An 18054-nucleotide genomic window follows, 5' to 3' on the forward strand; every position below is an offset into this window, starting at 1 on the left:
TTAAGGTGTTAATTTATAATTTATTTTTTCAGCACAATTTTATCTACAGCCTCTTTAAAGCGCTGCCCACGGTGTTCATAGTTGTTAAACAAGTCGAAACTGGCACATGCCGGTGAAAGCAGCACGACATCTCCGGCTTCTGAAAGTGAGCGGCTTAAGCGCACTGCATACTCCATCGATGTTGTTTCGGCTACAATAGGCACCACTCTGCTAAAATTCTCCTGTAGCTTCTTATTATCCTTACCCAGGCATATCAGCACTTTCACTTTATCGCGGGCCAGCTCTACCAGCGAGCTATAATCATTTCCTTTGTCAACACCACCAGCTATCCACACAATCGGCTGCTTTATACCTTCCAGTGCATACCAGACAGCATCCACGTTAGTAGCCTTAGAGTCGTTTATGTAGGTTACTCCCTTTGCTTCCCCGACAGTCTGCAACCTGTGCTCAGCATTCTGAAATGTAGCAAGCGCTTTTTCAATGTCAGCATCTGCCACGCCTACCAGTTTGGCAGCAGCAACGGCGGCCATGGTATTATATTGGTTATGCTTTCCGATTAGTGGTGATTTGGCAACAGCGATGGTTCCTTCGTAGAACTTTTCAACAACATGAACCTGCTCACCTTCAAGATAAACCTTGGCACCCTCAGCTCCATTTAAAGAGAACGGAATGGCTGTACCGCCAAAATTAGAAGAGTCAAAAGCATTGGCTATGTTCTCATCATCTGCGTTAAAGAGAAAGAAGTCGGCACCGGTCATGTTCTGGGCTACGCGCAGTTTAGAGGCTGCATACTTTTCCATGCTATACTCATACCTGTCAAGGTGATCAGGCGTAATGTTGAGCAGAACGGCAATGTGCGCCTTAAACTGGTACATGTTGTCCAGCTGAAAACTGCTCAGCTCAACAACATAGTAATCATATTTATTCTCGATTACCTTTTCAGCCAGGCTTTCGCCAATATTACCAGCAAGACCTACATTCAAGCCGGCACTTTTCAGTAGGTGGTAAGTCAGCAGCGTTGTTGTTGTTTTACCGTTTGTACCCGTGATGCAGATAAACTTGGCATCGGTGTAGCGGCCGGCAAACTCAATTTCTGAAATTATCTGAATCCCTTTTTCAATCGCTTCCTGGATGATCGGAGACTTGTCAGGTATACCAGGGCTTTTGATCAGCTGATCAGCTGAAAGAATGCGATCATGGGAATGCACACCTTCCTCGAAAGGGATAGCAGCAGCTGAAAGCTTTTGCTTATACTGCTCCTTTATCTCTCCTTTATCAGACACAAATACTTCGAGGCCCTTTGCCTTTGCCAGCAAAGCAGCACCTACACCACTTTCTCCTGCTCCAAGTATTGCTAGTTTCATAGTTTATGTGTTTGCTTTCGTTAGGTTCGGATTATCTTAGTTTAAGCGTTGCCAGCGTAAGGATGGCGAGCATGATCCCTACAATCCAGAAACGACCAACAATTTTTGATTCATGGTACCCTAATTTCTGGTAATGGTGATGCAGCGGTGACATCTGAAAAATACGCCGGCCTTCGCCATACTTCTTTCTGGTGTACTTGAAATAACTTACCTGTAGCATTACTGAAAGACTTTCTACCAGGAAAATACCACACAAGATGGGTATAAGGAGTTCTTTACGCACGATGAGGGCAAGCACTGCAATGATACCACCAATAGCCAAACTGCCTGTATCGCCCATGAACACCTGAGCTGGATAGGTGTTATACCACAAGAAGCCAACACAGGCTCCTACAAAAGCAAGACAAAAAATTGCCAGCTCACCGGAGTTAGGAATAAACATGATGTCCAGATAATCAGCAAAAATGGTATTGCCTGATACATAGGTAAAAATAGCCAGCGTAGTACCAATAATAGCTGATGTGCCTGCTGCTAACCCATCTATACCGTCGGTCAGGTTGGCTCCGTTCGATACGGCCGTTATTACCAGGATCACGAATGGGATGTAGAGGTAGCATGACCAGTTTTGAAAAAGCGGTCCTGCAAAAGCAAATAAGTTACAGTAATCTAATTCGTTGTTTTTGCGGAATGGGATGGTTGTGATCATGCTATGCACATCCACAAATTTACTAGATGCATTTACAGCGGAAGTTGAGCCATCGCTGAACATGTACTGGCGCACCACCACATCATCATTAAAGTATAGCGTTAGCCCCACAATCAAGCCTAAACCTACCTGGCCTAAGATTTTAAAGCGACCTGCAAGTCCTTCTTTGTTTTTCTTAAAGACTTTGATATAATCATCCAGGAAACCGATCAGGCCCAGCCAAACGGTTGAAAACAGCATCAGCTGAATGTAAATATTGTCCAGGCGGGCAAAGAGTAAAACAGGTACAAGTATGGCCAAAAGAATGATAAGCCCACCCATGGTAGGGGTGCCTTTCTTCTGCATCTGGCCCTCCAGCCCAAGGTCGCGGATAGATTCTCCTACCTGCTTGCGTTGCAGAACCTTTATAAGCCTGCCGCCAAAAATCATCGCAATAAGCAGCGATACAAGAGTAGCCATACCTGCCCTGAAAGAGATGTATTGAAATACACCTGCTCCGAAGAGATCAAATTCGCGGTCGAGGTATGTAAAGAGGTGGTAAAGCATTTAAAATTGTGATTCGGTTACCTTGGCTAAATTTTGTGTTTTTGTTTTAGGTTTACTTCCCTAGTTGCTGAAACATTTCTCTCAGTACTTTCTTGTCATCGAAGTCATGTTTCACTCCCTTTACCTCCTGATAGGTCTCATGTCCTTTGCCAGCTACTAAAATAATATCGTTTGCTTCGGCTAGCATACAAGCTGTTTTAATGGCCTCCTTACGGTCCAGAACCGATAGCGTTTTCTTAAAATCCAGCGGCTTCACCCCTTTCTGCATATCTTCCAATATGGTCTGTGGCTCCTCAAACCTGGGGTTATCTGAAGTTAGTATGACTTTATCGCTTAACCTGCAAGCAATGTCAGCCATAATCGGGCGCTTGGCAGCATCTCGGTTTCCGCCGCAGCCAACCAGGGTGATTACCTTCTGGTTCGGGTTTCTGATCTGCTGAATTGTATTCAGAACATTCTCCAATGCATCTGGCGTGTGTGCATAATCCACAATACCAGTAATCTGTGCGTCAGAAACCAGGTAATCAAATCGCCCTGCGGCTGAATCAAGGCTTGAAAGTACTGTAAGCGCTTCTACCGGGTCCTCGCCCAATAAAACAGCCACTCCATAAGCGCCAAGTAAATTGTAAGCATTGAAGGCACCAATAAGCTTACACCATATTTCCTGCCCGTCAACTTCCAGGTGCAATCCCTGAATAGTGTTATCTATAATGCGCCCTTTAAAGTCCACCACCTTGCGTAAAGCAAAAAAATGGGTGCTGGCTTTGGTATTTTGTACCATTACAGCTCCTCGTTTATCATCGGCATTCACCAGCGCGAAGGCTTTTTTAGGCAACATATCGAAGAAAGACTTCTTTGCTTTGATATATTCATCAAAACTGCCGTGATAATCCAGGTGATCGTGTGTAATATTTGTAAACACACCGCCTGCAAAAGTGAGACCTGCCACCCGCTGCTGCACCATGGCATGCGAGCTTACTTCCATAAAGCAATGGGTGCATCCGGCTTTCACCATTTGTGCCAGAAGCCGGTTCAGCTCTACTGCATCTGGTGTAGTATGTGTCGAAGGAATCACTTCCTCATTTATCTGATTTTGTACGGTAGAAAGCAAGCCCACATGGTAGCCCAACTCACGAAACAGCTTGTGCAACAGCGTTACCGATGTGGTTTTACCGTTTGTGCCCGTTACTCCCACCAACTCAAGCTTCTTAGACGGGTGCTCGTAAAAAGACGAAGCCATCTGTCCCAATGCTTCAGCAGAATCTGGAACCTGCACATACGTTATCCCTGCTTGCAGTTGCGCTGGCAGCGCTTCACATACCACAGCTACAGCCCTGGCTTCTTCAGCTTTAGAGATAAAGTCATGGCCATCTGCCTGCGCACCTCTCACAGCTACAAACAAAACACCCTCCTCTACTTTTCTGGAATCAAAGGTGATGGCCTGTACCTGCACATCCAGGGAACCCTGGGTGCTAAGCACTTTCACATCTTTTAATATGTTCTGCAGCAGTTGCATCAGCTTAGTGTAATCGTTATCGTTTTCTCTGTGCTTATCTCTGTACCTGCCTCTAACGACTGTACTTTAACACGCTTGCCGGCACCTTGTACTTTCACATTCAGATGCTGGTTTCCCAGGATATATAAAGCATCCCGAAGCGTCATACCTGTTACATCAGGCACAGTGTTTTTCATGACAGGGTTTTCCTGAAAGCCTAGCGAACGGCGCTGTGGTACAACTTTCACCCACTCGTCATCCACGCCAGCTGTGCGGGTACTCACCCCTATATTGTTGCAGATGGTTTTCAGATCATCGAAATTTCCGGCCTGTACTTGCGGCATGCTTTCCCTGTTAGGCGCTACACGCTCATGCATAGGTCTGTGCATGGCCAGGTCACGGGCATAGGCTTTATCTGCCAGTTCTTTGAAGACTGGAGCAGCTACGTCTCCTCCGTAAACATTCACTCCTCTTGGGCTATCTATAATAACAATGCAGGAGTACTTTGGATTATCAGCAGGAAAATAGCCAGCAAAGGAAGTGGAATACTCACGCACATAGCGACCATTTTTTACTTTGCGGGCAGTACCTGTTTTACCGGCAATTTTGTAATCAGCACTTGATACATTTTTTGCGGTACCATGCTCCACTACGCCTTCCAGCATTGTGCGCAGCTTTTTCAAAGTTGCTTCAGAACAAATCTGATCATTCAGTACACGGGTGGAGAACGACTGCAACACTTCATCCGCCTTGCGTATTTCCTTCACAATAATAGGCTGAATCTTCACGCCATTATTAGCCACCGCATTATAAAAAGCCAGTGTTTGTAAGGGTGAAATCTTTGTCTCATAGCCTATTGCCATAGAGGTAAGGGTAGTGCCATACCAGTTCTTATCCTGAGGGTTTTTCATGTACGGCCTTGCCTCTCCTTCCATCTGGAAACCAAGCGTGCTGTTTAATCCAAACTTGTTAAGGTAATCAACATAGGCTGTTTGGTCGGTGCTGAAGTATTGTTCCATCAGCTTTGCCACTCCGATGTTCGAAGACTTTTCAAACACCTGCTGCACCGTGAGTTTACCGTATCCGTTGATCTTGGCATCCGTCATGAACGTGTTCTTGATGCGGTAGCGCCCATCGCCGGTATCTACTGTATCGGTCAGTTTTACCTCTGGCGAGTGCTCAAATAAAGCCATCATAGAAGCCAGCTTAAACGTAGACCCTGGCTCAGTTCTTCCCTGGTTACCAACGGCATAGTTATAGTCTTCTATGTACCCTCCGGTAGTTTTACCCAGGTTGGCAATAGCTTTCACCTCCCCTGTTTTCACTTCCATCAAAATCACACAGCCATACTCTGCATTGGTCTTTTCAAGTGCTTTATATAGGGCATTTTCAGCTACATCCTGCAAATTAATATCGATGGTAGTTTTGATATCATACCCGTGTTGCGGGTTTACTTCTGTGCCATCGTAGATAGGCTTGCTACCTCCTGCAATACGCTCAAACAATGCCTCGCCATTAGAACCGGAAAGGTTACCGTTAAAGCTAAATTCAAGCCCTGCGCCATTCTTATCTTCATTGATGAAGCCGATGGTGCGTTCTGCTAGTAAACCGAAAGGCTTGAAGCGTTTCTCTACTTTTTCAAAAATAACACCGCCCTTGTTTTTACCCTCCCGGAAGATGGGCCATTTAGCCATCAGCTTCTTATCCTGGTAGTTTATCTGGCGGCTGTTAAGGCGTAGATACCTTCTGTCTGAGTGGCGCGCGTTTTTGATTTTACGACGATAATAATCTTCTGACCGATCGCCATAGAAGCGTGCCAGCAGCATGGCCAGTGAGTCTACACCGTTGTTAAAAACGTCAGCCTTTGCCACTGTCGGGTCAAAGGCTACACGATAAAAAGGCAGTGACGTTGCGAGTATACTTTCGTTGTCGGAGAGAATGTTTCCACGGGTGGCAAGAACCGGCTTGTAAAAAATTCGGCGTTCTTTAGAGATGCTTTTCCATTTCTCACCATCTAAGAATTGAATGCACACTACCTTATAAATAATTGCACACGCAAAAAGGCATACCAACAGGAATGCCACCCTTACCCGAACCAGTATGGATTTTTTAATATTCATCAGCAGACACAATCACTTGAAAGGGTGGTGATGAGCTTTCTTCCAGGCCAAGCGGCGCCACGTTGCGTGCCACCTCAGACTGCTTACTGGCCTCCATGTAATCTGATTTCAAAGTAGAGTAGTCGGCACGCAAGTCCTCTACCTCCACTTTAACCTTGTCTATTTTTCGAATTGTTTTTTCTGCGAAGTGCGTGTTTCCAATGTAAAAAAGCGTTACGCCCGTCAGAAACAGGATGCGCGGCATAAATCGCAGTGGCACCCCTTCTTCAAACAAGGCATCTACATTGGCATATTTTTCCAGCAGCGCAAAAAGACTAAAGCTCCTTTTTTTGGGCTTTGGTTCCTGCACCACTTCTGGCTTCACACGCGCCGCATTACCTTTGGGCGTGTCTGTTTTCTTCATTAGCACATTAGAAGCCATACTCAAAATCTTTAGCTAGTAGTTTGTTTTACTTTCCTCCACTCTGTTCCTTCTTCTCAGCTACCCTTAGTTTGGCACTCCTGGAGCGGCTGTTTTGCAGCAACTCCTGCTCTGTAGGCGTTATCGGTTTGCGATACACAGCCTCCAGCGGCTTTATTTCGTTTCCAAAGAGATCTTTTTCTACCTCTCCGAAGAATTTCCCTTTTCCAATAAAATTCTTCACCAGCCTGTCTTCCAGTGAGTGATAAGATATTACCGAGAGTCTCCCGCCAGGCTTTAACACTTCCACTGCCTGCTCCAGCATCTCTTCCAGCGCCTTCATCTCATCGTTCACCTCTATCCGAAGCGCCTGAAACACCTGAGCCAAGTATTTGTTCTCTTTTCCTTTCGGAGTACAGGAACTGATAGCTTGCTTAAAGTCACTTATCGTCTCAAATGCCTGCCTGTTGCGTTTCTCTACCACCGTCCGAGCCAGCGTCTTTGCGTTTTTCACCTCTCCATAAATACCAAAGATGCGATGCAACTGCTCTTCGGAATAAGTCTCCAGCACCTCACTGGCCGTGATTCCAGCCTCGAAGTCCATGCGCATATCCAAAGGACCGTTAAAACGAGTAGAGAACCCGCGCTCCGGCACATCAAACTGGTGCGACGAAACGCCTAAGTCAGCTAAGATCCCATCCACCTGCTTCACCCCATAGAGGCGCAGGTATTTTTTAAGATCTCTGAAGTTGGCCCGTACAAACTGAAAAGTTGATCCCTTCAGCTTCTCAGACTGCTCTTCCGCATCCCTATCCTGATCGAAACTATAAAGCTTCCCGTCTGTTAGCTCCTGCAGAATGCGCGCTGAATGACCCCCGCCACCAAACGTCACATCCACATATACTCCTCCTGGCTTTATAGCCAGCGCCTCTACCGACTCTTCCAGTAATACTGGGCGATGATATTCCATTATATAGTTGGCTCTTCGGCCGGTTTATCACCCAAAAACTTCTGGGCAAGCTGTGAGAAACTTTGTTGGTCCTTGATCAGGAACTCCTCATAAGAATCAGGGTTCCAAATCTCCACACGGTTACCAAGCCCTACCACAATTGCTTCCTTTTCAAGGTTAGCAAAGCGCCCCATAGACTTAGGCACAATAAAGCGCCCAGCACCATCCAACTCAATCTCAGTATTACCTCTGAAGAAGTTACGCTGAAAATGGCGATACTCTTCGTTGAACTCGTTAAGGCCGGCCACCTTGTCGTAAATCACCTTCCACTCAGCCTTTGGATACAAGACCAGGCAAGGCTCAAAACCCCTCATCAGCACCACATGATTACCAGACGCCTCCGGCAGATTGGCTTTTATCTTTGCAGGTAAAACCAACCTTCCTTTCGGATCGATCTTGCACTCATATTCGCCAGAGAGAAAATTCATAGGCAATTGTGGTTTAGCCCATATAGACTTAGGACTATACAAATGTAGCGATTCAGCAAAACACCACAACCACAATCTACCACTTTTTACCACTTTGTGGATAAATTATGGTAATCCACACCACTTATCCACATTATCCACACTACCCACCCCTGATTATGGGCATAACTTTATTTGCATCCAACGCTATTAATGCTTAAAATACGACCTATAATATTATATATATCTGATTATATGATACTTAACCAAAATATAAGAAACAAATAATATTATGGCTGTTATGTGTGGCAGATGTGGGGGAAAATGGCAGATGTGGGAGAAAGTGGAATGGACTTAGGGAAGGTAGAGCAACATGGCAGAAGATTTCTTATATTTGCAGTGTGAGAAAGGCCAACAAACATATTTTTGTCCTGCTGCTAGCTATGAGCGTTTTGCTAAGCTCTGTAGGTGTTGCCCTTAGCGAAACAATTTGCAGAATGGCAGACACGGCTTTGCCTCCCACTGCCAAGGAACATGCATGCTGCTCCACATCAGGCAAAACCACTGATCAGGATGGCTGCTGCGAGCAGAATGTATCTTACGAAAAGCTGGAAACAGTTGCTGTTCAGAAGCAGCACAACCTTGTTGTTCCAGTATATTTCTTCTCTGTTACAAAGCCTCTCTTACCACAGTTTTTGGCTAATATTGGTGCAGAAGCACGCATTTACAGCTATACAGATAGCTCTCCGCCTCTTTATGGGCGTAATTTACTGCACAGATACCACGTTTTAATCGTCTAGGATTTTCAGACTGCCTCACTTGTTGCTATGCGCGCTTATGCAGCTGGCACACCCATTAGCATTACTCTGATTAACCTCACGATTTTATTATGTCTTCAAATTATAATGGCAAAGCCTGGGCTTTTACAATGGCCCTGTTTGTCACCTTAAGTGTAACTTTTGAGGCCACAGCCCAGCGTTTACAGGGCAAAGTAGTGGATAAAAACAACACTTCACAGCCTTTGATAGGAGCAAATGTAGTATGGCTCGGCACTGATATAGGCACTGCAACAGACGCTTCCGGCAGCTTCTCCCTTGCACTGGCTGATGCCGTCTCTCCTTCTATTGTAGTAACTTATATAGGTTACACACCCGATACAATAGCAGTGCAGGGCAAAAACAGCATAAGAATAGCACTTAGCCAGACAACAGGTTTGAAAGAAGTGGTAATAGAGGGAGAGGTTGAACGACACTCTGCCCTCACTCCTACCCAAACGCAGATCATAACCACCCGGGATCTGGAGAAGTCAGCCTGCTGCAACCTGGCTGAGAGCTTTGAGACCAATGCTTCGGTGGAGGTTTCTACCACAGATGCTGTCTCTGGCGCCAAGCAAATACAGATGCTCGGTTTAGATGGTGCTTATACTTTACTTACCACAGATAATGTTCCGGCTCTACGCGGCCTGGCCACGCCATACCGCCTTAACTATTTATCCGGCACCTACATCGGCTCCATTGACATCATCAAAGGTATGGGCTCTGTGCTGAACGGATACGAATCAATCTCCGGCCAAGTAAACGTATCCTTGCGTGATCCCGCCAAAACAGAGCGCGTTTACCTCAACCTGTACGGCAACACACTGGGCAGATACGATGCTAACCTTAATCTAGCTACAAGCTTGAACGAGAAGTGGAGCACGCTGCTGATGCTGCATACAGACCAGCTACACAACCGGGTAGACCGAAACGATGATGGCTTCATGGATCTTTCCTTAGGTTCTCAATATAATATATATAACAAGTGGAAGTATGACCACGGCGATTGGGTTTCTGAATTCGGATTGAATGCGCTGCGTGAAGAAAAAGTAGGCGGCCAGGTAGACTATAATGAAAATCTATCTGTGGCGGAGCAGGTAGCTTACGGCACAGAATCGGAGGTAGACAGGCTCTCAGGCTTTAACAAGACCTCCTATACTTTCCCTGGCAAGCCTTACCAGAGCTTAGGCCTGATCACTTCAGCCACACATCACAAGTTTACCTCACAGTATGGCTGGCGCACTTATAACGGAGAGCAGAACAGTGCTAATGCCAGGCTTATCTTTCAATCCATAATCGGAGATACAAGGCATACTTATAAAACCGGCCTCAGCTATACTTTTGAAGATTATACTGAGTCTCTCTCTGATTCTGCGTTCAGCAGGACAGAGCGCATTCCGGGTGCTTTTGCAGAGTATATCTACAACAACGCAGAAAATCTGGCCATAGTAGCAGGTACACGCGTAGATCATCACAACCTATATGGCACTGTATTTACGCCGAGGCTAAATATAAAGTATGATTTCTCGCCTACTACCATTGCCCGAGTGGCAGCAGGCCGTGGCTTTAGAGTGGCTAACCCGATAGCTGAAAACACAGCGATTTTAGTAAGCTCTCGCAAAATAACTATACAGGAGCAATTGGACCCGGAGGAGGCATGGAGCATTGGAGGCTCTGTGACGCACTACTTTGAGCTGGCGGGGCGCCCTGGCAGCTTTGTAACTGATTTTTACCATACAAGCTTTACAAATCAGGTAGTGACAGATATGTATAGCCAACCAGGCAGGGCACTATTTTATAATCTGGAAGGACAATCTTTCTCTAACAGTTTCCAGGCGGAGCTACAGTATGAAATAGTACGAGGCTTTGATGCAAAAGCCGCTTATAAGTATTATGATGTAAAAACCAGTTACAAAGGTGAGCTGCTACAGAAACCAATGATTCCTGAGCACCGTTTTTTTGTGAACCTTGGCTTTGCTACGCCTTTTGATAAATGGCGTGCCGACCTTACAACCCAGTTTTTTGGACTGATGCCATTAGCTACACTCGACCAGCATCAGAATTCAACTGAGAACTACCAAAGCACCTCTGATCGCTTTATGACGGTAAATGGGCAGGTAACGCGCGCCTTTAAACGTTGGGAGGCATACGTAGGAGTCGAAAACCTACTTAATTATCGGCAGCCAAACCCCATTATGGGAGCCGATGAGCCTTTTGGCAGTAAATTTGATGCTAGCATGGTATGGGGCCCTATTACAGGGCGTGTAGTTTATGCCGGCCTTCGATTCAAAATTGATTAAATTATAACATCAACTAAATAACCTCAAAAAGATGAATAAACTAAAAGTACTTTTCTTCTCGATGGTAATGGCCTTTATAAGTATAAATGTACAGGCCCAAACAAATCAAAGCGGCAACCAGAAGACTGTAGAGATTAAAACGTCTGCTGTTTGCAATATGTGCAAGCACACACTGGAAAAAGCAATGGCTTACGAAAAAGGAGTAAAATCCTCTAACCTTGATGTGAAGTCTAAAGTCCTGACTGTTGTATTCGACAGCCGCAAAACCAACGCCGACAACATTGTGAAGGCAGTAACCGAAACAGGTTACGATGCAAATGAAAAGCCGGCCCAGGAGAGAGCTTACAATCGTTTAGATGATTGCTGCAAAAAGGAGATGGGCAGCCACTAGGCTGGCACTACAAGTATAAACAGAAAGGGAGCCAATATTGGCTCCCTTTCTGTTTATACTTGATACACTTAAAAGCTAAAGCCTAAATGCAAACCGATAGATAAAACAGCAGTACCTTCGGTGTAGTAGAAATAACCTATGCGTCCACCAGCAATACCATTGCGAAAGATGCTGAAGTCATTTTCTATGAAAGCATCAAACCCAAAATCTGTCTTTTTGAGATGTGATACAGAACCATCCTGCGTCCCCTGATCAATTTCATCAGAAGTGATTTCAGATCGATGCCTGACAGCTGGCCCTGCCCCTATCCTGAAAGAAACCGTTTCTTTCTGCATCAGATCAAAAGTACCTTGTAAGGATGCCATGTAAAACGTGTTCTGCACAGTAAATATTTCCATGGCATCATCGTATCGTTTGGCGGAAAGCAACCCTAAGTTTACGCCCACGCCTAGCCTCTTACCAACATAATGCTGCAATGAGTTCTGGAACATTAGGCCCTGGCTGTCTGAATCTGACAGCCAAACATAGTTTATACCTGCTTTTAGGGCTCCGGGGTCACCTGCCCCATGTTGGGCATACAGTGATGGCCCTGAAATGCACATGAATACTGCAAGCAAGGCAGAGGCTAAGAAGAATTTCATACTAAAGGAAGGAATATATAGTGAAATGGGTTTAAACCCTTGTGCATACGCGCTGCTGCTGCCAGCTGTTACAGAGCACTTCAGTATCATTAGCCAATATGTATTGCAGAACCTTACTCTTTAGCTCTGTAAAGCTGCCACCAAGGCAAATAAGGCTTATCGTGGTGTTCGTAATGGTAGCCGAAAAAGTAGCAACTAACAAAGGCCCAGATATGGTTTTTTGCCTGCGTACTTGATTTATGCTTATTGTCGGCTGTATGCTCACCTCTATGAGGCAGATAAGTACCAAAGTAGAAGAGTTGAAAAGTGGCAAGTATAGCGGGTATCATCCAAAAGAGAATAACATTCCACAGCGGGAAGTATAGCTTCAGCACATTAAAGGTAAGTGCCATTAGCACAATTTGCCACCAGGTAATGTATTGCTTCAGGAAACTTAGGTACCAGGGCCAGAAAGTGCCATGATGATAATCTGGATCGTGTTCGGTGGCAACGTGGCGATGGTGCTGATGGTGGCGCGGCAACAGGCGCGGGTACCAATTATAAGCAAACATGAAAGCTGTTACAGTTCCGATAAACTTATTTAACTTCGGCTTTCCCGGTGCAACAACACCATGCATGGCATCATGGGCAGTAATAAATAACCCCGTGTAAAGGTGCGTTTGCAGCAAAATAAAAAGGTACGTGAGCGGCGAGTAAAAACTTAAAGGCCATTGCAACAGGTACACCAGCAGTAGAAACCAAGCTGCTACTACAACGGCAGCAATGGATACTCCTCTATTGTCTCTTCTTTTTGCTATTGCCATGTATAAAACCTCCTTTGCTACTTTCCATCATGCTGCCCCGGCCACTTAGTTAACCATTTAACTCTTAAGCAGCGCATCCCTTACCTGCTCCATCAGCCACATTGGCGTAGAGGTAGCACCGCATATGCCTACACTTTCGCCTGGCTCAAACCAAAATGGCTGCAACTGCTCTGCCTTCGATACAAAGTAAGTATTTGGATTAGTAGTCTTGCAAACATTGTAAAGCACCTTGCCGTTGCTGGACTTGGTGCCAGATACAAAGATCACTTTATTAAATTTAGAGGCAAACTTGCGCAATTCTTTGTCACGGTTAGATACCTGCCTGCAGATAGTATCATTTGCATTTACTTCGTAGCCAAGCTCCTCCAGCTGGCTTTTAATCTTATAAAAGCTATCAGTGCTCTTAGTGGTCTGGCTATAGAGGGTAATCTGAGGTGGCAGCTCGTGCCTCAGCAGCTCATCCATACTCTCGAAAACCACCGCTTCGTTGCTGGTTTGGCCCAGCAATCCCATTACTTCAGCGTGGCCGTGCTTGCCATAAATAAAGATTCTGTCATCCTTATCGTAAGAGGTTTTGATACGGTTCTGTAATTTTAGCACCACCGGACAGGAGGCATCTATTAGTCTCAGATTGTTTTGCAGCGCCAACTGATAAGTTTCAGGCGGTTCTCCGTGGGCACGTATAAGCACTGTTTCATGCTCTAATTTCCTATACTGGTCATGATCTATAATTCTTAAACCACGCAGCTGCAGCCGCTCCACCTCCTCATCATTATGCACAATATCACCCAGGCAGTACAGGTATCCCTGCTCTGCCAGAATATCCTCGGCCATCTGGATGGCATAGACTACGCCAAAGCAGAAGCCTGAGTTTGAATCGATTGTGACGCTGAGGTTATGCATATACTTACTATACAACTAATGCCGTAATTTGTTTAATACTTTTTAGCTGCCTAACCCCCTCATAAACACATATTATAAGGAGAAGCATCATTATATCCTCTACTGGGATAGATGCTATCCTAAAGCCCAAATTAAAGCTATTGTTATACTAAACAATAGGCAGGTAGGTAAGTACACCGTTCACGAGCAGAAATGTGACCAGACGCACCAGATAAGCAAAGTAAAAGCGCCCCAGGTACTTTCCACTTAACAGGCGAAGGTGCATGATAGTTAAGAGAAAAAATTGATGGAAGTATAAAGCGCTCCGATATGAAAGACTATAACCAGCGGCAGCACGACCATTAGAGACAGCGCAGTAGTTGGCATAAGGTTGAAGATAATCAACGAATCTCAGACGATAAACAAGTGGCATTGACAAGTATGGCCGGAAACCAAGCCCCCCAACTCTTATAAAAAGTCACTTTCTTGTTGAAGGATAAAAGGAAGGGAAACAGAATTGTTAAGATGTTCAGATACAGGTAAAAGTACGTGAGTGCAATATGAGTAGTTGGTACAACTTATTGAGCACCTATATTTAGCAGACAAGTATGAGCCAGTCTAGTTACAAGCAGCAAACATTTTGAAAACCTTTCAAGTATCACCTAACTAAGTCAAATCTCAATGCTTTGCAGCACTTTTCGCTCAGCAGCTGTGCTATGGTCTTTGGTAAGCATAAAATCACGCATAGTTCGGGCTAGCTCCGGTGAAATACCTGATCTCGGATGCGCCTTTAAAGCATTGATAAGTATTTTCTTATCTTCTTCTATATTAGGACTCAAGTTTAGGTAGCGCGGCACGTAATGCTCAACAGTAAACCTTAAAAATCGAATTTCAGGATTTTCACGATCTCTTTTTACTGCTTCTTCAAAAATGCTTGCAGCTGATTTAAGCTGCTTTAGTTTACTGTAAGGATTCCAGACGTACTTGGCCATCACTGCCTCCGATGCCGCTTTATAGGCCAGCACCAGAGGAGCATCGCCGTCGTACTCCTTCATCTTCTTATTAAATCGCACAGCTACATCCTCATCTGTGCTTGCCTCCAGGTATTCCTCCCGCAGTGCCGAAACTTTATAGCGTTGTGAGGTATCAGCTGAGGCTACATGTACAATAAATAGTAAAAGTATAAGTGGTAATTTATTCAGCATTTAGATAGCGTTAAATCTGTACTTGAGGTACGAACCCAACAACAGTGCCAGCTTCGTGTTATCAGGTACTCTTACGCGCTCTTTTAGAATATGGGTTGCAGGCAAGCCTTGTATCTTTCTGAAAAGTTTAAGATAATATATATAAGCCAGGTAAACTCCCATACGTGCTGCACGAGGCAAGGCCATAATACCAGCATAAGCGTCATCAAAGTCTTTTATGATATCGGCTTCTATTTCTGCCTTACACTGATTGCTAAACTCTTTATACTCAACCTTGGGAAAATAAACGCGGCCACGCTCTTTAAAGTCACTCTTCATATCGCGGAGAAAGTTAACTTTTTGAAAAGCCGCCCCAAGGCTACATGCCGGCTTTTTCAGCCTTTCAAACATGGCTTCGTCTCCTTCGCAAAACACTTTGAGGCACATCAGGCCCACTACTTCAGCAGAGCCATATATATACTCTTCATACAGGGATCTGTCATACACATGGTCATCCAGATCCATTTCCATGCTTTTCAGAAAGGCCTCGATGTAATGCTTGTCTATATTATATTCATTTACTACACACTGGAAAGAGTGCAGTACCGGGTTTAAGCTTAATTTTTGCTCTATAGCCTCGTAGGTCTGTCTTTCAAATTCCGCGAGCAGCTTGCGCTTGTCATGGTTATGAAAGGTATCTACAATCTCATCGGCGTAGCGCACAAAACCATAGATAGCATAGATAGGCATGTGGAATTTTTTGTGCAGTGTTTTGATACCCAGGGTAAAGGAAGTACTGTAGGCCTGAGTAATAACCTTACTACACTGCATGCATGTATCTTTGAAGAGTTGCTCCATACGCTATCAGGTTTAAATAATTATACGTTAACTGCAACAGGTATGGCAAATTCTTTTGCCACTTCTTTCGCCACTACCTGCCCGGATATTAGCGAAGGCGGTACCCCCGGCCCCGGCACTGTTAGTTGCCCGGTGTAAAAGAGGTTCTTTACCTTTTTACTTTTCAGGCTTGGCTTAAGTATGGCTGTTTGCAAGAGTGTATTTGCTAAACCATAGGCATTGCCTTTGAAGGCATTATAATCCTGTATAAAGTCCTGGTGGGCATAGCTCCGCTTGTATACTATAGCACTCCTTATTTCCTGCTTCGTTAACCTTTCCAGCCGATCCATAACCAGGTTAAAATATTTCTCGCGCAGTTCTTCTGTATCCTGCAGGCCAGGGGCTACAGGTATAAGTACAAACAGGTTTTCGCAGCCGTCAGGCGCTACGGTAGTATCCGTAACAGAAGGAGCAGAAACATAGAACAGCGGTTTTGTAGGCCACTGTGGGTTGGTATAAATTTCCTCGGCATGTGGGCCAAAGTCCTCATCAAAGAAGAGGTTATGATGCTGCAGGTTCTTTAAGCGCTTATTCACCCCAAGGTAAAATATCAAGGATGATGGTGCCATAACACGACTTTCCCAATACTCATCCGAATAGCTCTGGCTTGCTTTTGGCAGCAGCTCTTTTTCCACGTGGTGATAATCTGCACTGGCTACAACCACATCGGCCTCGAAGATATCAGTCGTCGTCAGTACTTGGGTTACATTTCCGTCTTTTACCTCTAGCTTTTGCACATCCTGGTTGTAGGCAAACTTCACCCCCTTTTCCTCTGCCAACTGCACCATACCCTCTATAATCTTATACATTCCGCCCATAGGATACCAGGTCCCGAGGCTGATGTCGGCATAGTTCATGAGGCTGTATAGAGCAGGCGTATTTTGTGGCAAGGCTCCCAGAAACAAAATCGGAAACTCCATCAGCTTGATAATTTTATCATGCTTAAAGAAGCGACGGATATGTTTGTGAAAAGACTGGAAAACATCCATCCGCAGTACATCCAGCAACAGGCGGGGATTCATAAACTCTGTAAGCGAACGCCCCGGCTTATACACAAGCTCCTGGATGCCAACTTTATACTTATAGGCAGCCTGCTCCAGAAACTTATCCAGCTGTAAAGAACTTCCCTTTTCGAAACTCTCAAAAAGGGTATACATCTGCGATAATCTTGCCGGTATGTTAACAAAATCGTCTTCGCCAAAAATTACAGCATAAGAAGGGTCTAAACGCTTCAGGTTGTAATAAGCAGAGGCTTTCTTGCCAAACTTGTTGAAGTATGATTCGAACACATCAGGCATCCAGTACCAGCTAGGGCCCATGTCGTAAGTAAACCCTTCTGCAGAAAAGCTTCTGGCTCTGCCGCCAGGGGTGCTGTTTTTCTCCAAAACTGTTACCTCGTAGCCTTGATCGGCCAGGCTTGTAGCTGCTGATAAACCGGAAAATCCAGAACCAATAACAATTACACGTGTTCCAATCATAAAATCAAGTGATGCCTATATGTCTTGCTGGTATACTTTAAGCGCCTGCTTTAGCTCTTTGCGAGCAATATGTATACGGTTTTTAACAGTTCCAATAGGGATTTGTAATTTATCAGCAATCTCCAAATACTTGTACCCAATATAGTACATCATGAAAGGAGTACGGTGCTCTTCGCTCAGGTTAGCAATTGCCTTATTGATATCATTCATGACGAAAGTAGCCGTGCCTTTGTTTTGAGTAACATAACTTTCATCTGTGTTCAGGTACTGCAGATACTCTGAGCTGTCAACGTTGCTGCTGCGCTTAGTTACCTTGTTATAGTTATTAATGAAGGTGTTGCGCATGATAGTATAAAGCCACGCCTTCAGGTTAGTGCCAGCCTTAAACTTATCTCTGTTAGTCAGCGCTTTCAGCATGGTTTCCTGTACGAGATCCTTAGCATCGTCTGAGTCTCTGGTGAGGTTCATGGCGACTGGTCGCAGCGACTTAGCGACATTTGTTACGAGGGCATTGAATTCTATAGCAGTCATTTTGTTTAATGTTTTATGGTGTTACCATAAACAAATATACGACTGACTCTGAAATAAAAACAGGTTTGTCTAATTTAATTTTGAT

The 18054-nt window shown here is 44.8% G+C and carries 17 protein-coding genes; 3 read left to right on the forward strand and 14 right to left on the reverse strand.

The window, feature by feature from the left end; all coding sequences use genetic code 11:
- Nucleotides 1-20: 20 nt before the first annotated feature.
- Genes murD through mraZ form a run of 7 tightly spaced genes read right to left on the reverse strand, consistent with a single transcriptional unit; the run spans nucleotide 21 to nucleotide 8068 of the window.
- Nucleotides 21-1364 carry a UDP-N-acetylmuramoyl-L-alanine--D-glutamate ligase gene (gene murD, locus ACFQ2O_RS03875; RefSeq protein ID WP_377523094.1) on the reverse strand — a complete coding sequence of 448 codons (1344 nt, stop codon included), beginning with the start codon at nucleotides 1362-1364 and terminating at the stop codon, nucleotides 21-23.
- Between the two features lie 31 nt (nucleotides 1365-1395).
- A complete protein-coding gene (gene mraY, locus ACFQ2O_RS03880) occupies nucleotides 1396-2616 on the reverse strand; it encodes a phospho-N-acetylmuramoyl-pentapeptide-transferase (protein ID WP_377523095.1) in 1221 nt (406 codons plus the stop codon).
- 52 nt (nucleotides 2617-2668) lie between these two features.
- Nucleotides 2669-4132: a UDP-N-acetylmuramoyl-L-alanyl-D-glutamate--2,6-diaminopimelate ligase gene (locus ACFQ2O_RS03885; protein ID WP_377523096.1), complete on the reverse strand. Its 1464-nt coding sequence runs from the start codon at nucleotides 4130-4132 to the stop codon at nucleotides 2669-2671.
- Complete coding sequence (locus tag ACFQ2O_RS03890) at nucleotides 4132-6231, reverse strand: penicillin-binding protein (RefSeq protein WP_377523097.1); 2100 nt, start codon at nucleotides 6229-6231, stop codon at nucleotides 4132-4134. Before ACFQ2O_RS03890 ends, ACFQ2O_RS03885 begins: the two co-directional genes overlap by 1 nt.
- Nucleotides 6221-6634: an FtsL-like putative cell division protein gene (locus ACFQ2O_RS03895; protein ID WP_377523098.1), complete on the reverse strand. Its 414-nt coding sequence runs from the start codon at nucleotides 6632-6634 to the stop codon at nucleotides 6221-6223. The genes ACFQ2O_RS03890 and ACFQ2O_RS03895 overlap by 11 nt, the downstream gene beginning before the upstream one ends.
- 46 nt (nucleotides 6635-6680) lie before the next feature.
- Nucleotides 6681-7601 carry a 16S rRNA (cytosine(1402)-N(4))-methyltransferase RsmH gene (rsmH, locus tag ACFQ2O_RS03900; protein WP_377523099.1) on the reverse strand — a complete coding sequence of 307 codons (921 nt, stop codon included), beginning with the start codon at nucleotides 7599-7601 and terminating at the stop codon, nucleotides 6681-6683.
- Nucleotides 7601-8068 carry a division/cell wall cluster transcriptional repressor MraZ gene (mraZ, locus tag ACFQ2O_RS03905; protein WP_377523100.1) on the reverse strand — a complete coding sequence of 156 codons (468 nt, stop codon included), beginning with the start codon at nucleotides 8066-8068 and terminating at the stop codon, nucleotides 7601-7603. The genes rsmH and mraZ overlap by 1 nt, the downstream gene beginning before the upstream one ends.
- A gap of 380 nt (nucleotides 8069-8448) precedes the next feature.
- On the opposite strand from mraZ, the gene ACFQ2O_RS03910 reads away from it, so the two are divergent.
- The 3 genes from ACFQ2O_RS03910 (at nucleotide 8449) to ACFQ2O_RS03920 (ending at nucleotide 11553) form a co-directional block, all read left to right on the forward strand.
- Nucleotides 8449-8847: an HYC_CC_PP family protein gene (locus ACFQ2O_RS03910; protein ID WP_449301386.1), complete on the forward strand. Its 399-nt coding sequence runs from the start codon at nucleotides 8449-8451 to the stop codon at nucleotides 8845-8847.
- An 89-nt stretch (nucleotides 8848-8936) separates the two neighbouring features.
- Complete coding sequence (locus tag ACFQ2O_RS03915; protein ID WP_377523102.1) at nucleotides 8937-11162, forward strand: TonB-dependent receptor; 2226 nt, start codon at nucleotides 8937-8939, stop codon at nucleotides 11160-11162.
- A 31-nt stretch (nucleotides 11163-11193) separates the two neighbouring features.
- Entirely contained in the window at nucleotides 11194-11553 is a 360-nt protein-coding gene (locus ACFQ2O_RS03920) for a heavy-metal-associated domain-containing protein (RefSeq protein ID WP_377523103.1), read from the forward strand.
- Nucleotides 11554-11621: 68 nt separating this feature from the next.
- Here the strand turns inward: ACFQ2O_RS03920 and ACFQ2O_RS03925 are convergent, their stop codons facing one another.
- From ACFQ2O_RS03925 to ACFQ2O_RS03955, 7 genes are all read right to left on the reverse strand, one after another.
- Complete coding sequence (locus ACFQ2O_RS03925) at nucleotides 11622-12194, reverse strand: hypothetical protein (protein WP_377523104.1); 573 nt, start codon at nucleotides 12192-12194, stop codon at nucleotides 11622-11624.
- A 113-nt stretch (nucleotides 12195-12307) separates the two neighbouring features.
- Nucleotides 12308-12997 (reverse strand): fatty acid desaturase, encoded by a 690-nt coding sequence (locus ACFQ2O_RS03930; protein ID WP_377523105.1) that lies wholly within the window; start codon nucleotides 12995-12997, stop codon nucleotides 12308-12310.
- A 57-nt stretch (nucleotides 12998-13054) separates the two neighbouring features.
- A complete protein-coding gene (locus ACFQ2O_RS03935) occupies nucleotides 13055-13900 on the reverse strand; it encodes a 4-hydroxy-3-methylbut-2-enyl diphosphate reductase (RefSeq protein WP_377523106.1) in 846 nt (281 codons plus the stop codon).
- A 650-nt stretch (nucleotides 13901-14550) separates the two neighbouring features.
- Entirely contained in the window at nucleotides 14551-15084 is a 534-nt protein-coding gene (locus tag ACFQ2O_RS03940; protein WP_377523107.1) for a hypothetical protein, read from the reverse strand.
- Nucleotides 15085-15921, reverse strand: a complete 837-nt coding sequence (locus ACFQ2O_RS03945) for a phytoene/squalene synthase family protein (protein WP_377523108.1) — start codon at nucleotides 15919-15921, stop codon at nucleotides 15085-15087.
- Between the two features lie 20 nt (nucleotides 15922-15941).
- The gene (locus ACFQ2O_RS03950; protein WP_377523109.1) at nucleotides 15942-17438 is read right to left on the reverse strand and encodes a phytoene desaturase family protein; all 1497 of its coding nucleotides are present in this window, start codon (nucleotides 17436-17438) and stop codon (nucleotides 15942-15944) included.
- A gap of 15 nt (nucleotides 17439-17453) precedes the next feature.
- The gene (locus ACFQ2O_RS03955; protein ID WP_377523110.1) at nucleotides 17454-17969 is read right to left on the reverse strand and encodes an RNA polymerase sigma factor; all 516 of its coding nucleotides are present in this window, start codon (nucleotides 17967-17969) and stop codon (nucleotides 17454-17456) included.
- Nucleotides 17970-18054 lie beyond the last annotated feature (85 nt).

This window comes from Pontibacter rugosus (assembly GCF_042678745.1).
GTDB classification, from domain to species: Bacteria; Bacteroidota; Bacteroidia; order Cytophagales; family Hymenobacteraceae; genus Pontibacter; species Pontibacter rugosus.

Bases quoted from the DNA above. Each gene is read 5' to 3' on its own strand.
- murD (WP_377523094.1), bottom strand. From the start codon at position 1,364: ATGAAACTAGCAATACTTGGAGCAGGAGAAAGTGGTGTAGGTGCTGCT.
- mraY (WP_377523095.1), bottom strand. From the start codon at position 2,616: ATGCTTTACCACCTCTTTACATACCTCGACCGCGAATTTGATCTCTTC.
- ACFQ2O_RS03885 (WP_377523096.1), bottom strand. From the start codon at position 4,132: ATGCAACTGCTGCAGAACATATTAAAAGATGTGAAAGTGCTTAGCACC.
- ACFQ2O_RS03890 (WP_377523097.1), bottom strand. From the start codon at position 6,231: ATGAATATTAAAAAATCCATACTGGTTCGGGTAAGGGTGGCATTCCTG.
- ACFQ2O_RS03895 (WP_377523098.1), bottom strand. From the start codon at position 6,634: ATGAAGAAAACAGACACGCCCAAAGGTAATGCGGCGCGTGTGAAGCCA.
- rsmH (WP_377523099.1), bottom strand. From the start codon at position 7,601: ATGGAATATCATCGCCCAGTATTACTGGAAGAGTCGGTAGAGGCGCTG.
- mraZ (WP_377523100.1), bottom strand. From the start codon at position 8,068: ATGAATTTTCTCTCTGGCGAATATGAGTGCAAGATCGATCCGAAAGGA.
- ACFQ2O_RS03915 (WP_377523102.1), top strand. From the start codon at position 8,937: ATGTCTTCAAATTATAATGGCAAAGCCTGGGCTTTTACAATGGCCCTG.
- ACFQ2O_RS03920 (WP_377523103.1), top strand. From the start codon at position 11,194: ATGAATAAACTAAAAGTACTTTTCTTCTCGATGGTAATGGCCTTTATA.
- ACFQ2O_RS03925 (WP_377523104.1), bottom strand. From the start codon at position 12,194: ATGAAATTCTTCTTAGCCTCTGCCTTGCTTGCAGTATTCATGTGCATT.
- ACFQ2O_RS03930 (WP_377523105.1), bottom strand. From the start codon at position 12,997: ATGGCAATAGCAAAAAGAAGAGACAATAGAGGAGTATCCATTGCTGCC.
- ACFQ2O_RS03935 (WP_377523106.1), bottom strand. From the start codon at position 13,900: ATGCATAACCTCAGCGTCACAATCGATTCAAACTCAGGCTTCTGCTTT.
- ACFQ2O_RS03940 (WP_377523107.1), bottom strand. From the start codon at position 15,084: ATGCTGAATAAATTACCACTTATACTTTTACTATTTATTGTACATGTA.
- ACFQ2O_RS03945 (WP_377523108.1), bottom strand. From the start codon at position 15,921: ATGGAGCAACTCTTCAAAGATACATGCATGCAGTGTAGTAAGGTTATT.
- ACFQ2O_RS03950 (WP_377523109.1), bottom strand. From the start codon at position 17,438: ATGATTGGAACACGTGTAATTGTTATTGGTTCTGGATTTTCCGGTTTA.
- ACFQ2O_RS03955 (WP_377523110.1), bottom strand. From the start codon at position 17,969: ATGACTGCTATAGAATTCAATGCCCTCGTAACAAATGTCGCTAAGTCG.